This window comes from Halosimplex litoreum (genome assembly GCF_016065055.1).
Classification (GTDB): Archaea; Halobacteriota; Halobacteria; order Halobacteriales; family Haloarculaceae; genus Halosimplex; species Halosimplex litoreum.
This window is the reverse complement of sequence record NZ_CP065856.1, coordinates 3053815-3067966: the sequence shown is the minus strand read 5'-3', so window position 1 is coordinate 3067966 and position 14152 is coordinate 3053815. Positions and strand designations below refer to the sequence as shown.

The following is a 14152-nucleotide window of genomic DNA, read 5'->3' as shown; positions in this document are numbered from 1 at the left end:
AAAGGGGCCGGCACCTGCGGGAACCCGGGCGACGAAAGCACCGCAGGAGTGAGCAAAGCGAGCGACGAGGAGCGCAGCGAGCCCCGGGACCGCAGGTGCCGGGGGCTTTCACGCTGTCTGCGGTTCCGAGCACGAGTGCAGTCGCGGTACCAGCGGTTGTTTAAGCGGCTTTCACGCTGTTCGTGGCGGTGATGTCGCTAACCGCTGTTGGCGCAGTTGTCCGGCCCGTCGCGGTCTCACCACTGGACCCGGATTCACACACTCCGGAGGCCGAAAGCATTTGGTCGCGCCATCCCGCAACGCGAACATGGACTACGACGAGGCGGGGCGGACCTGCCGGCGGATCCTCGACGCGGTGAGCGAGGCGGTCATCGCCGACGACCGCTTTCTGGAACAGGTCCTGACGGGGGTCCTCGCGCAGGGACACGTCCTGCTGGAGGACGTGCCCGGGACCGGCAAGACGCTGACGGCCCGGTCGTTCGCCAGCGCGCTCGGCCTCTCCTTCTCGCGCATCCAGTTCACGCCGGACCTCCTGCCCTCCGACATCACTGGCTCGAACGTCTACGACGAGGGCACCGGCGACTTCGAGTTCGTCCCCGGGCCTATCTTCGCGAACGTCGTCCTCGCCGACGAGATCAACCGCGCGCCGCCCAAGACCCAGGCCGCGCTGCTGGAGGCGATGGGCGAGGGCCAGGTCACCGTCGACGGCGAGACGACGGGGCTGCCGGATCCCTTCTTCGTCATCGCGACGCAGAATCCCATCGAGCAGGAGGGCACGTTCGGCCTGCCGGAGGCCCAGCGCGACCGCTTCGTCTTCAAGCTCGCGATGGGCTACCCCGGCTTCGACGACGAGCGGACGCTGATCGACCGCCGGGCCGACCGGACCAGCCAGTCGCCGAGCGTCGACCCCGTCGTCGACCCCGAGACGGTCGCCGAGCTACAGGCAGTCACGGAGACGGTCTCCGTCGACGGGAAACTGCGGGACTACGTCGTCGAACTCGGGCGGGCGACCCGCGAGGACGACCGCGTCGACGTGGGCGTCTCGCCCCGTGGCGTCCAGCGGCTGTTCGAGGCGGCGCGGGCGGCGGCGGTCGTCGAGGGACGCAGCTACGTCGTCCCGGAGGACGTGCGGCGGGCCGTCCACGCGACGTTCGCCCACCGACTCGTGCTGACGACGGAGGCGAGCGTGCGCGACGCCGACCCTGCCCAGGTAGTCGACGACGCACTGGAACGGGTGGCCGTCCCGGCCGTCGACGAGCCGCGGTAGGGTCGGCGCGTCGGTGCAGCGTCGAGTCGGCTCGGGTTCCGAGCTACCGCAAGGCGGCGACGAGCAACAACAGCCCCGCGACGACGACGGCGAGGGCGAACGGGACCGTCGTCACGTCGGCGATCGTCGCGTTCGCGGCGACGCGGTGGACGGCCGCGGCGAGGGCGGCGCCGCCGACGCCGACGGCGAGCGTGGCGCCGACGTGCACCGACTCGGGGGCGAGCGTGTCGGCGGTGGTGCCGACCTCGCGACCGAGCGCGGCGCCGTACGCACCGGCGTCCCAGACGACGAAACTGGCGACGATACCGCCGAGGACGAGCGGCGGGCCGACGCCCGCGCCGGTGGCGAAGACGGCGGCGACGAAGAGACCGGCCGCGGCGAGCGCCGGCCCCGGCGCCGACTCGGGGAGTGCGCCGGTGCTCGTGACCAGCGCGAGCACGATCGAGAGCACGGCGGTCATGCCGACGAGGACTGCCGCGAGCGTCGCGACGACCGGGAGCGACCCGTAGAACTCGACCACCGCACCGGACCGACGGGTAAAGGCCGTCTCGAATCCACCCGGGAGCGCGTCGGCGACGAACGACAGCGTCGGGGGGAGGACGACCCCGTGGAGCGCGACGGCGAGCGCGACGACCGCGCCGCCGCCGAGGAACGGCGTGAGCGCGACGACGGCGTCCGACGCGTCGGTCCGCGCCAGGCGGGCGAGCAGCGAGACGGCCGCCGCGGTCCCGCCGGCGGCGAGCGCGGTCGCGAGGAGGAGCGCGCGGAGCGCGTGGCTCGCGGTCACCGCCGCGAGGACGCCGTAGACGCCCGGTGAGGCGAGCGATCGGAGGTCCGGTGGTGCGAGGACCACCTCGACGAGCGTCACCGGAAGCGCGAACGCCGTGACGACGAGCGTCCGACGAGCGCCGCGGACGACCGCGTCGGCGGTCGCCTCGACGCGGTCGTCGGTCCGCGGCGTCGACAGCTCGGCGACCGGGAGTGCGTCGACTCCGCGACCGACCGCCAGCGACGCCGCCGCGACGAGGAGCGCGAACGTCAGCAGATGCGTCCGTCCGGGCACCGGTGCGACGACGGCGCCGACGGCCCCGGCGACGCGCTCGGCGAGCGGTGCGTACAGCGGCGCCTCGCTCGCGCCGCCGAGGCGGGCGAGCAGCGCGGTCAGGAGCATGAGCGCGGCGACCGTCAGTGGGACGACGAACGTCTCGACGGCGAGTTTCGCGTACGCCCAGACGGTCTCCGACCGGAGCCGCCCGGCGACGGTCGCGAACCCACCGACCAGCGCGACCGTCCCGCAGAGGACGACGGCGGTGGCGCTGACGATCCGGAGTCCGCGGGGACGGATCTGCGAGACCTCGGGGACCGGGTACGCGGCCGCGAGCAGGTCGAGGAACGTGTAGCCGACGGCGACGGCGAAGCTCGCGCCGACGCCGAGAGCGAGCACGCCGGCGACCGCCGTCGCCGCGCCGCGCCATCGGTCGCGGTCGACCAGCCACAGGCTCACCGCGAACACCGCCGCGTGCGCGAGGGCCACGACGACCGGGAGCGTCGATCCGGCGTCCGCGATCAGTCCGGTCGCGGCCGCCAGCGACACGACGAGGACGACCGCGGCGCTGGCCCTCGTCGGCGGGCCACCCCGGTCGCGCTCTCCACTCGAATCGGATCCGCTGCTCCGTTGGGTCGCCCCGCTCGTCGCGGCACGAGGGGGTTCGTCAGCCACCGAGACCTCCCGACAGCCGCGACAGCGCGGCCACCAGCGCGCCCTCGACGGAGTCGTCGGGGTCCCAGTCGACGGCGGTGGCGCCGGTCGCCGACACGTCCGCGAGCCGAAGGTCACGCTCGTGGCCGGCGACGCGGCCACCCAGTGACCCCCCGTCCGTCGCGTCCGGACTGAGAACTAGGACCGGATACCCGCGCCGACGGAGCCGCCGAGCGAACGAGACCGGCCACTCGTCCACCAGCGGCGTCACGAGAACGACCTGCGCGGTCGCCGGGAACTGCGAGAGCAGTAACTCGACGGCGTCCGCACCGCCGTCCGGCGCGGCCTGGTCGGGTCGCTCGGTCGGTCGCTGCCGGTCGCCAGCCGCCCCGCTTCCGACCGCTCCGTCGTCGCCGACCGCACCATCGCCGTCGACCGGCCCGTCGTCGCCGACCGCTCCGTTCGCCGCCGCACTCTTCTCACCGGCGGTCGGTGCCCCGTTTGCGGCCGCCGAGCCGGCGCGGTCGCGGTCAGCCGAAGGGGCTACGCTCCCCGCTTCGCCGGCACCCGAGTCGGGATCGGGGTCGTCGGCGACGCGCTGGACGGCGTCGAACAGCGTCCGCGCGACCGCGGCCGCGTCGGCGCGCTCACCGTCGACCCAGGGGATCGGTCCCGCCCCGGTCGGGACGGACGGAGCGCCCCCGTCGACGCCGAACGCGGCGACGCTCGTCGTCACGTCGCCGTCGACGAGCGTCTCGTACAGCCGCTCGGCCGCGTAGCCGCCCAGCGAGGCGGCGGTCGGCGCGCCCGCGTGCGGACGGACGCGCCCGACCGGTCGCGCGTCGACGGCGAGGACGACCCGGACCGCCCGCTCCTCGCGGTAGGAGACCGTCGACAGCTCCTTGCTCTTGGCGAACCGGCGCCAGTCGATGCGGCCGATCGAGTCGCCCGGTCGGTACTCCCGCGTCGAGTGGAACTCCAGGCCTTCGCCGCCGCTGTCGGTCGGGTGCGTCCCCGTGCCGACCGGCGTCGTCGCCCCGACCGGCGCCGCCGACACCGGGTCGAGCGAGGACAGCTCCGCCTCGCCCGCAGCCGGTACCGTCTCCGTGACGAGGCGGCCCGCGCTCAGCGACCGCAGGCGCACGACCGGATCGGCGAAGGCGAAGTCGCCGCGCTTGGCTACCACGTCGTAGGCGACCGTCGCCGACTCGCCCGGACGGAGGACGAACGAACCTCGGGCCGACCCGTCGACGACAGCGAGGTCGTCGGGCACGCCGTCGACGACCCGCAGGTCCGGCAGGGTCGCCTCGGAGACGTTCTCGACGGTGAGCCGGACGGTCACCGCCTCGCCCGGCGGCGGCGTCGCCTCGTCGAACGACCGATCGATCCGGACCGCGGCGTCCGCCGGAACCGACGAGAGCGCACCGTAGACGACGTACCCAAGTGGGATCGTCGTCGCCGCAAGCAGCAGTGGCGAGGCGTACAGCAGCCCGAGCGCGACGAGCGTCCCCGCCGCGACCGCACCCGCCCGCCAGCGGAAGACGCGCTCGTGGCTCACGACGCCGCACCTCCGGGTTCCTCGTCCGCCGCCGACTCGGCGACCTCGTCCAGCGCCGCGACCGTCCGCCGGATACGGCGCTCGCGCTCGCGCGCCGGGTCGAGCCAGAGCCGGAGTCGCGACCGAAGCGTCGCGACGGGGCCGTCTTCCTCCGAGAGAAACGCCGCCGCGGTGCGGTCGTCGGTCCACGTCCCCGCGGCGACGGCGCGGTCGGCGGACTCGCAGTCCATCCCCTCGCGCACGAGTCGTGCGACGGCGAGTCGACGGAGCCGCTCGTCGACCGTCTCGAGCGCTCGGTCGTCACCGTCGACGGCCCGCTCGATCGCCTCGGCGAACTCGTTCGCCGCCAGCGTCCCGTCGGGTGCGGTCGCGGTCTCGGGTTCGTCGGCGACGACGGCCGCGAACCGCCGGCTCTCCGCCGCCGACCCGGAGACCAGCCGCGACTCCCGAGAGGTGACGGCCGCACGCAGTAGCGAGAGGCCGAGCGCGGCGCTGCCGGCGACGAACAGGTCCCGCGGCCCGACGCTCGCGGCCGCACTCACCAGCGTCGACAGCGGCGCGGTCTCGGCGACTGCCGCCGGCGCAGCGACCGCCAGCGCGCCCAGCAGCGTCGCGAGGACGCCGAGACCGCCCAACGCCGCCCGGACCGTTCCCGCCATCAGTTTCCTCCCGCCCCCTCGTCTCCGGTCTCGTCACCGCTGGTGGCGTCCCCGCCGTCGACGTCGGTCGCGTCGGTCGCGTCGAGCGACGACTCGATGCGCCCGATGGCGCCCTCCACGGCCGAGACGGACTCGTCGGGCGATCGGGGCCCGTACTCGACGGCCCGGAACTCGTCGCGCAGCGTCGCGACCGCCTCGGCCGGGAGGCCGTCGGCCGTCACCGCGTGGTCGGCCAGCTGCCCCGGCGTCTTCGTCCACGGGCGCCGGACCGAGACGTGACCGAGGAACCGGCCCCACGCCTCCCGGATCGTCAGGTGGGCAGCGTCGGTGTCGTCGCCACCCCGTCCGGCTATCGAGTCGCCGCCCCGTCCGGCCGCTCCGCCCGCGGACGCACCGGGACGCAGCCGCCCGGACCACCCGGCCAGCCACGCGGCCAGTGCCGCCAGCAGTTCGGCCGGCGAGCGCTCGCCCGCGACCAGCCTACGGAGGTGTGCGAGCGTCGCCCGGAGGCGCGCCGCTGCGGCGACCGCGACGGCCACGAATCCGCGGACCGCCCAGCGGGCGACCCTCCGGATCCCGACGGCGACCCGCCGCGAGACCGCTCGCGGGTCGAACGACCGGCGCACGGCTCCGAACGCCGCGAGCGCGACCAACGCGACCGTCGCGAACCCGACCGCCGCCGCGTTGACGAGCGGGTTGGTGACCGTCGTTCGCGCGGTCTGCCCGCTCGTGGCGGCGGCGACCGACGCCGACGACGAGAACGGGAGCGTCACCGCCAGCGTCCCGTCGACGCCGGTCGTGCCGACGAGTTCGCCGCCGACGCGGACCGGCGCCCCAGCGACCGACTCGTTTCCGAGTCGCGCCGTCACTTCGACGGCCGTGCCCGCCAAGGGGAGCGGCCAGAGCGGATCGGTCCCGACGGTCAACCCGGCGAGTTCGACCGTCCGCTCCCCGACGACCGGCTCGCGGACGGCGCGCAGCGTGACGTTCCCCGGCGACCCCGGCAGTGTCACGTTCGCTCTGCCACGGTCGTCCGTCCGCGCGACCGGCTCGCCGTCGACCGTCACGGTCGCGTTCGGGACCGCCACGCCGTCGACCGTCGCCGTGAGAAGTACCGTGGCTCCGGTCCGCACGTCTCCCGAAATCGACAGCGTCGCGTTCGTCGCCACGTCGAACGACCGCGAGGTGTCGTTCGCCGCCTGCCGGCGCGACGCGCTACTCGGCCCCCGGCGCGAGTCGTCGTCCGCCAGCGTGCGGGAGACGGCTGCGGCCGTCCCGTCTGCGAACCACCCGCTCGCGGACGCGGGCTCCGGTTCCGGTGCGTCGATCGCTACCGCCCCGCTGGTCCCCACGCTCGACCCCGCCGTCGTTCCGCCCGAGACCGTGATCGTCAGGTTCTCGACGAACGGAACGCGGCCCGTGACGGTCCCGTCCCGCCCAGTCTGGCCGACCGGTTCGCCGTCGAACGCGACCGTCGCGCCCGCGACCGGCTGGGCGCCCGCCTCGACCGTCACCTCGACGGTCGCCCCCGGCGCGGCCGTGCGGTTGAGCGACACGTCGTACCCGCCGGTCGGCTCGTTCGGGTCGCTCTCCGGCGTCTCGACCGGACCGCCCGGCGTCACCGGCGTCGACGGCGGTGGCGTCGCGACCGGACCTTCCGGGGCCCCCGAGTCGGTGACCGTTCCCGCCCCCGACTCCGTCCCGTTCTCCGTGGGGTCTGGCGAGAACGTCTCGCCCGGGCTCCCTTCCTCCTGGGGGGCGTACTGCCCCGGCGCGCCGCTCTCCTCGTAGGCCGACTGCTCGGCTCGCAGGCGCTCGGCGCCCGGCGTCGGGTCGAATCGGACCCACCCCACGTCGGCGAAGTACACCTCGACCCACGCGTGGGCGTTCATCGCCCGCACCTGGAACGCGTTCGCGCCGACCTGCCGGCCCGGCGAGTAGCCGACGACGTAGCGGGCCGGGATCTCCTGACTGCGCAGCATCGTCACCATCGCCGTCGCGAAGTGCTCGCAGTAGCCCGCGTCCATCTCCGTGACGAACTCCCGTGCGACGTTGCCCCCCGACGGCCGCGAGACGTTCAGCGAATACGCCTTGTTGCGCTCCAGCCACCGCTCGATCCGCGTCGCCGCCTCGTAGGGGTTCTCGGCGCCCCCCGTGACGTTGTTGGCGAACGGCCGCAACGAAACCGCCGTACGCGGCGGGAGCCGCGTGTACCGGTCCTCGATCTCGTCCGGGTAGTCCCGCCCGCTCGCCCGGAGGACCGCCGGGTCCCGCGGCGGCGTCCGACTCACCCCCACGTAGCTGGCCCCCGTCGCGAGTCGGTCGTCCGCGCGGGCCAGCCCCCCATCGGTCAGCGAGACACCCTCCGCCCGTTCGAGACCCGTCGGTCGCCACACCGTCGGCGCGGCGCTCGCCGACTGGACGAGTTCGACGCGGTACCGCGTCTCCGACCCCCGGACCGGCGTCGTCGCGTCGCTCGGCCGCGAGCGCGACCATCCGCTCCCCGTGTACGTGTCGTACGCCCCCGTGCGCCAGTAGTTCGACTCCTGACTCCGCACTCGAAAGTGGACTTCCGTGTCCTGCGAGCGAAACGGACTCCCCCCGCTCTCGCCGACCGGCTCGCCCACGGTCGTGCTGTTGCCGACGTTCAGCGCGCCGAACCCGCCACCGCCGGCCCCCGGCGGGCCGGCACCGTCCCCCGATCGGTTCTCCGCGCCGGCGGGCAGCGGGATCAGCGACTCCGCGGGTGCGTCGCCGAGCCCGACCGACGCGGCGGCGGGGATCAGCGCCGTCGCCAGGACCGCCGCGACCACGCAGGCGACCGCCAGCGCCGCGACCCCGTACTCGCGGGTCGGCGCAGCCTCACCGAGTTCGAAACGCTCGTCGGCGTCGCTCATCGGTCAGTATCGGTGGGAAGGGCGGGTAAAAGCGGTCCACTCCGGGCGATGCATTCGTCGAACGGTCGGGTGCCAGAAACAAATACTTCGTGGTCACGCGTCAGATTCGGCCGCTCGCGCCGGTTCGACACGGATCTCGGCGACTCACAAGGGCTATGTGTCCCGCCGAGAGAGGGGTGGCCATGATCGACGGTTCCACCTGCCCGAAGTGTAGCGGACACGTCAGCACCACCGACGGCACCACCTACGTCTGCGACGACTGCGGCACGGAGTTCGACTCCGCCGACCTGTTTCTCCCCTGAGCGGGGCGCGTCAACGAGTCGAACGGTCGGGCCCGCTTTCGAAATCCTTTTTTCTCCCCTCCCCGCACTCGGAGATACGCCCGACGGCGAGCCGCCTTAGCTCAGACTGGGAGAGCACTCGACTGAAGATCGAGCTGTCCCCGGTTCAAATCCGGGAGGCGGCATATTTCGAGACCGTGAGCGACAGCGAACGGTCGAGAAAACGACGTCGAGTGGATTTGAACCCTGGAAGTCACGCGCAACGAGCGGAGCGAGTGAGTACGTCTTCCTCCGGTTCAAATCCGGGAGGCGGCATTTCTCCGAATCAGACCGACGGGAGCAACGCTTTCGACCGTCGCGCTCGAACGGTGCCCCTATGCGCACCAGTTTCCTCGCCGGGTCGAAACGGCCGCTCCGGTACGTCATGGGGCTCGTCTACGTCCTCGCGGGAGTGCTCCACTTCGTCGCTCCGGACGCGTACGAACGAGTCGTGCCGCCGCAGTTCCCGCGGCCGCGAACACTCGTCTACCTGTCCGGGGTCGCGGAGGTCGCGCTCGGCGTCGGCGTGCTGTTCGAACGGACCCGCCGTCGCTCGGCGTGGGGTCTGATCGCGCTGCTCGTCGCTGTGTTCCCGGCGAACGTCTACATGGCGACGGGCGACGACTTCGACGTACGAGACGTTCCGGAGCAGCTACGCGACCCGCGCGACGCGGCGCTGTGGGCACGGTTGCCGCTCCAGGCCGTCCTCGTCGCGTGGGCGTGGTGGTACACGGACGAGTCGTCGAAGTCGGAGTAGTCGAGCCACCGAAGCCCACCGGTCGTTCGAACGCTCCCCGAGTCGGGATCGGGTCGATGGGCACACTTTAGTACACCTTCGATAATACCCGAGTATGACTGGACGGGGGCGAAGCGGATCGGACGCGGCCGGGAGCGAGGAGCGGACGCTCGTCGTCGGCGGCGACCGACCGATCCGGATCAGCGCGGGGCACAGACTCCGGCACCACGACGGGAAGTGTTCGCGACCGCACGGGCACAACTACGAGATCCGCGTCGAGGTGACGGGACGGCTCCGCGAGGAGGGATGGGTCGTCGACAAAGGCGATATTACTGCAGTCATCTTCGAGTGGGACCACATGTTCCTGCTCGAACGGGGCGACCCGCTGGTCGAGGCGTTCGAGGCGAGCGGTGACGGCGACGCGGTGGTCGTGCTCGAACGGCCGCCGACGGCGGAGGTGATGGCGGTCGTCCTCGAACGGAAGCTGCGCGAGGCGTTCCCCGACACCGTCTCCGAGGTGGCCGTCGCGGTGAGCGAGACGAGCGAACTCTGTGCAACGTACTGATGCCGGTGAACGACGCGGTCGAGGGGGCAGCCGACCGCCCCGCCGACGCCGAGGAGGCGCTGCCGGTCAACGAGCTGTTCCACTCGCTGCAGGGAGAGGGAAAACTCGCTGGCGTCCCGAGCGTGTTCGTCCGAACGAGCGGCTGTAACCTCCGCTGTTGGTTCTGTGACTCCTATCACACCTCCTGGGAGCCGACCCACGCCTGGATGGGGGTCGACGAGGTCGTCGACGCGGTCGCCGAGCGCGCCCGGACCGACCACGGCCGCGCCGACCACGTCGTGGTGACCGGGGGCGAACCGATGATCCACGACGAGGTGGTCGATCTGCTCGAACGGCTCGACGCGGCGGGGTATCACACTACCGTCGAGACGAACGGGACGGTCTACCGCGACGCGCCGATCGACCTGGCGAGCGTCAGTCCGAAACTGGCGAGCAGCACGCCGACCGCAGAGCGCGACCCGAAAGGCGACGGCGAGTGGGCCGACCGCCACGAGGACCGGCGGGTCGATATCGAGGCGCTCGCGCGACTGGTCGACGCCTACGAGACCCAGTTGAAGTTCGTCGTCACCGACCGCGACGACGTGGCGGAGATCGAGCGCCTGGTCGAGCGGGTGCGCGCGGCGGCGACCGCGACCGTCGCGGACTCGGACGTGCTGTTGATGCCGGAGGGACAGACCCGCGAGCGCCTCGACGAGACGCGCGAGACGGTGGCCGAACTGGCGGCGGCGTACGGCTATCGGTACACGCCGCGGCTACACGTCGACCTGTGGAACGACGCGCCGGGGACCTGAACTGAATAATTGCGACCGCACGACGATTCAAACATGACCGACAACGACCGAGCCGTGATTCTGGTATCGGGCGGGATGGACAGCGCAACCGCGGTCTACGAGGCGATGGACAGGGGCTACGAGCCGTACTTCTTCCACACCTCCTATGGCCAAGAGACCGAGACCAAAGAACGGGAGTGCGCCGAGGCACTCGCCGGGGACGTCGACGCCGCCGACTTCTGTCACGTGGAAACGCGCCACCTCGCGGCGATCGGGGCGTCGAGCCTGACCGACGCCGAGATGGACGTCGCCGACGCCGACCTCGACAGCGAGGAGATCCCGACTTCCTACGTCCCGTTCCGGAACGCGAACCTGCTCGCGATGGCGACCTCCTACGCCGAGGCCACCGACTGTTCGGCCGTGTTCATCGGCGCCCACAGCGAGGACTTCTCGGGGTATCCCGACTGTCGTCCCGAATTCTTCGACGCCTTCCAGCAGGTGATGCGCGTGGGTACGAAACCGGAGACGGAGATCGAACTCGTCGCCCCGTTCGTCGAGTGGTCGAAGACCGACATCGCCGAGCGCGGGCTCGAACTCGACGTGCCCTACGACATCACCTGGAGCTGCTACCGCGAGGAAGCGCCCGCCTGCGGCACCTGCGACGCCTGCGCCTTCCGACTGCAGGCGTTCCAGCGAGCCGGCGTCGAAGACCCCATCGACTACGACGAGCGGCCCGACTACCTCGAGGGGTGAGCGGCGTCGTTCGGCGACGGCGACGCGGTCACGGCCTCCACGCCGGCGGCGCTCACCCGAAGTCGGTCCGGCAGGCCACCGACCACTCGTAGTCGGACCGCTCCCGGAGTCGCTCGTAGAACCGTCGCAGCCCCTCGGAGTCGGTCTCCGGGAGGACGTGCAACCGGACGGCGCCGTCGCGGACCGTCACGCGGAACACGTCGGCCGTCTCCTCGTCGCGGACGAGATACAGCGGCATGGGCAACTCCATGAAGTCGCCCGAACGATACGTCTCGGCGTCGAGCACGTCCGTGACGAGCGCTTCGAGGTCGCAGTCCGGGCGGTCGGCCGCGGGGGTGAGGACGAACACCGTCTCGCCCTCGTACTCGACGCCGCCGCTGCGGGGATAGGTGCGCTCCGGTCGCCCGGGGATCGCGAACGAGGGGTCACGCGCCGGCATGTGGTCGCCTCGCCCGGTGGTACGGCGCCATACCTTTTAAGCTCTCGCGCGTGAGCGGACCGTCGGCAGGAGGGAGGCGCCCGGATTCAGTCGTCGGTGGGTTCGGGGTCGGGTTCCGGGTCGGTCGAGGCGCTCATTCCGGTCGTATCGTCGGTGAGGTCGGCGTCGCGCCAGGTGCCCCGTATGTACCAGCCGAAGGCGATGGCGGCGCCGGCGACGTTCGAGACGGCGAAGGCGACCCAGATCCCCCTGTATCCCATCTCGAAGGCGGCCAGCGTGGCGAGCGGAGCGTCGACGAGCGCCGCGAGGGGATCGAAGGGGATGGCGGCGACGAGTCCGGCGAGCCAGGACCCCTGGTAGGCCAACTCCTGGGAGGCGACGAGCGCCACGGGCAAGCGGATGGCGCCGAGCATGCCGATGGAGATGAGGGCGGCGGTCATCGTCTTGCCGGCGCCGCGGAACCCGCCCTTGTAGGAGTGGAAGATGCCGGTGAAGCCGAAGGTGGGGGCGACGTAGCGGAGGAAGACGGTCCCGACCTCGACGACCTCGGGGTCGTCGGAGAAGACGGCGACGATGTTGCCGGCGCCGAGCCAGGTGAGCGCGCTGACGACGAGCAGGACGAGGAACATCGCGCGGGCGGCGAAGTGAGTGGCCGAGGCCGCGCGCTCCTGTTCGCCGGCGCCGATGTTCTGGCCGGACATCGTCTCGACGCCGCGGCCGACGGCGATGGCGGGGAGGAAGATGACCGAGAACATCCGGACGCCGACGCCGTAGGCGGCGACGACGACCGTCGGGAAGGTGCTGACGATGACGAGCATCAGGTTGACCGCGATGGAGTTGCCGGTCCCCTCGATGGAGGCGGGGATGCCGACTCGGAGGAGTTTGCGGAGGTACGTGAGGTCGGGCGCCATGTCCGCGAGACGGATCCGCACGCCCCGACTGCCCTCGAACATGATGTACATGCCGATGACGGTCGCGAGCGCTCGCGAGAAGATAGTGGCGTAGGCGGCGCCCTCGACGCCCAGACGGGGGAACGGCCCCCAGCCGAAGATGAGGAACGGATCCAGCACCATGTTGACGACGACCGTGACGAACATGACGAGCATCGGGGTGATGGTGTCGCCGTAGCCGCGCATCAGCGACATGAACACGAAGAAGGCGAACATGAACACCATCCCGAGCGAGATTATCTGGAGGTACGCGGTCGCGCCCGGCAACACGTCGTCGGAGGCCCCGAGCAACTGCAGCAGGTCGCCGACGGCGAAGTAGCCCACGCTCCCGAGGACGAGCGACGCGATGATCGCGAAGGTGACGGTCTGAGAGGCGGCGAACTCCGCCTGGCGCTCGTCGCCGGCGCCGACGTTCTGTGCGACGAGGATCGACCCCGCGATCGAGATCCCGAGTCCCAGCGAGATGAGGAAAAAGACCAGCGGGAACGCGAAGCTGATGGCCGCCAACGCCTCCGTGGAGTACTGGCCGAGCCAGATCGTGTCGACCAGGTTGTACATCGTCTGCAGGAGGTTCGTGACGACGATCGGGATCGAGAGGTAAAACAGCGGCCGCGCGATGCCCCCGGAGGTCAGGTCGAACTCCTCGCGGCCCTTGAACACCATGTTCACCCGCTTGCGGACGCCCGCGACCAGACGGTCGAGCGACGAGCCGGCCATCAGTCGTCGCCTCCCGCCGTCGCTCGACCGTCGTCGCCGTCGACTCCGGCCGCGTCGGCGGTGTCGCCGCCCGCCTCACACCCCGTATCGCCGACGAGGTCGACCGCCACGTCGGCGTCGGGGGCCACGAGGTTCTCGCGGACGTACCCGAGGAAGGTGTCGCGGACGCTCCCGTCGGTCTCGCCGAGAGCCACCCGCCGCGTGTTCACACCGTCGACGAGCGTCGCGACGAAGGCGGCGGTGTCGTCGGGGTCCACGTCCGAGTGGATCGTCCCCTCGTCTATCCCGTCGGCGACGATCTCACGGACGCGACCGCGGACGAAGGCGTCGACCCGCTCCAGTTGTTCGCGGTAGGCCTCGACGTAGGGTCCCTGGGCCTTGATCTCCAGCAGCGCCGTCTGGAACTCCTCGAACTCGTCCGCTCCGTCGGCGTCGTTCGGACCGTCGCTACCCGTCTCCCGGTCGCTCGTCCCGTCGCGGCCCGACTCCGAGCGCGACTCGTCCGTCTGCTCGGCCGGGCAGAGTAGTTCGTCGACGAACGTGACGAGTCGGTCGACGGCGTCGTCGCCGTCGGTCTCCCCGACGTCCTCGGTGAACGCGTCGTAGAGGTGGTCCAGAAAGGCCAGCAGCAGCTCCTCTTTCGTATCGTAGTGGTAGTGCAGCGACGCCTTGCTCTTGTCCGATTCGTCGGCGATGTCCTGCATCGTCAGATCCGCGTAGCCGTGTTCGCACAGCGCCCGGTAGGTGGCCCCCATGATAGCCTCCGGGGTGGAGCCGTCGGCCGCGGCGCTGTCCGTCGCTCCAGTCATGAGCGATCTTAAC

Annotated in this window: 12 protein-coding genes and 1 tRNA gene; 6 read left to right on the top strand and 7 right to left on the bottom strand. The window is 71.7% G+C overall.

What is annotated here, in order from left to right:
* The first annotated feature begins 307 nt into the window (after positions 1-307).
* On the top strand, positions 308-1267 hold the full coding sequence (locus I7X12_RS15185) for an AAA family ATPase (protein WP_198060895.1): 960 nt from the start codon (positions 308-310) through the stop codon (positions 1265-1267).
* A gap of 43 nt (positions 1268-1310) precedes the next feature.
* Here the strand turns inward: I7X12_RS15185 and I7X12_RS15180 are convergent, their stop codons facing one another.
* The 4 genes from I7X12_RS15180 to I7X12_RS15165 are packed head-to-tail and all read right to left on the bottom strand — an operon-like array spanning position 1311 to position 8080.
* Positions 1311-2987, bottom strand: coding sequence for a DUF7519 family protein (locus tag I7X12_RS15180; protein WP_198060894.1), 1677 nt, complete (start codon positions 2985-2987; stop codon positions 1311-1313).
* Positions 2980-4524, bottom strand: coding sequence for a DUF58 domain-containing protein (locus tag I7X12_RS15175; protein ID WP_198060893.1), 1545 nt, complete (start codon positions 4522-4524; stop codon positions 2980-2982). The genes I7X12_RS15180 and I7X12_RS15175 overlap by 8 nt, the downstream gene beginning before the upstream one ends.
* On the bottom strand, positions 4521-5183 hold the full coding sequence (locus I7X12_RS15170; RefSeq protein ID WP_198060892.1) for a DUF7269 family protein: 663 nt from the start codon (positions 5181-5183) through the stop codon (positions 4521-4523). Before I7X12_RS15170 ends, I7X12_RS15175 begins: the two co-directional genes overlap by 4 nt.
* A complete protein-coding gene (locus I7X12_RS15165; protein ID WP_198060891.1) occupies positions 5183-8080 on the bottom strand; it encodes a transglutaminase domain-containing protein in 2898 nt (965 codons plus the stop codon). The genes I7X12_RS15170 and I7X12_RS15165 overlap by 1 nt, the downstream gene beginning before the upstream one ends.
* Before the next feature lie 392 nt (positions 8081-8472).
* Here I7X12_RS15165 and I7X12_RS15160 point away from each other — a divergent pair.
* The 5 genes from I7X12_RS15160 to queC all read left to right on the top strand — a co-directional run bounded on the left by I7X12_RS15160 (position 8473) and on the right by queC (position 11224).
* Positions 8473-8546, top strand: a tRNA-Phe gene (locus I7X12_RS15160).
* A 191-nt stretch (positions 8547-8737) separates the two neighbouring features.
* The gene (locus I7X12_RS15155; RefSeq protein ID WP_232342868.1) at positions 8738-9157 is read left to right on the top strand and encodes a DoxX family protein; all 420 of its coding nucleotides are present in this window, start codon (positions 8738-8740) and stop codon (positions 9155-9157) included.
* Positions 9158-9251: 94 nt separating this feature from the next.
* On the top strand, positions 9252-9701 hold the full coding sequence (locus I7X12_RS15150; protein WP_198060890.1) for a 6-pyruvoyl trahydropterin synthase family protein: 450 nt from the start codon (positions 9252-9254) through the stop codon (positions 9699-9701).
* A complete protein-coding gene (locus I7X12_RS15145; RefSeq protein WP_198060889.1) occupies positions 9701-10492 on the top strand; it encodes a 7-carboxy-7-deazaguanine synthase QueE in 792 nt (263 codons plus the stop codon). The genes I7X12_RS15150 and I7X12_RS15145 overlap by 1 nt, the downstream gene beginning before the upstream one ends.
* A 33-nt stretch (positions 10493-10525) precedes the next feature.
* Entirely contained in the window at positions 10526-11224 is a 699-nt protein-coding gene (queC, locus tag I7X12_RS15140; protein WP_198060888.1) for a 7-cyano-7-deazaguanine synthase QueC, read from the top strand.
* A 52-nt stretch (positions 11225-11276) separates the two neighbouring features.
* Here queC and I7X12_RS15135 read toward each other — a convergent pair whose 3' ends face one another.
* From I7X12_RS15135 to I7X12_RS15125, 3 genes are all read right to left on the bottom strand, one after another.
* Positions 11277-11663, bottom strand: coding sequence for a hypothetical protein (locus I7X12_RS15135; protein WP_198060887.1), 387 nt, complete (start codon positions 11661-11663; stop codon positions 11277-11279).
* An 86-nt stretch (positions 11664-11749) separates the two neighbouring features.
* On the bottom strand, positions 11750-13330 hold the full coding sequence (locus I7X12_RS15130; RefSeq protein WP_198060886.1) for an MATE family efflux transporter: 1581 nt from the start codon (positions 13328-13330) through the stop codon (positions 11750-11752).
* On the bottom strand, positions 13330-14139 hold the full coding sequence (locus I7X12_RS15125; RefSeq protein ID WP_232342864.1) for a TetR/AcrR family transcriptional regulator: 810 nt from the start codon (positions 14137-14139) through the stop codon (positions 13330-13332). The genes I7X12_RS15130 and I7X12_RS15125 overlap by 1 nt, the downstream gene beginning before the upstream one ends.
* Positions 14140-14152 lie beyond the last annotated feature (13 nt).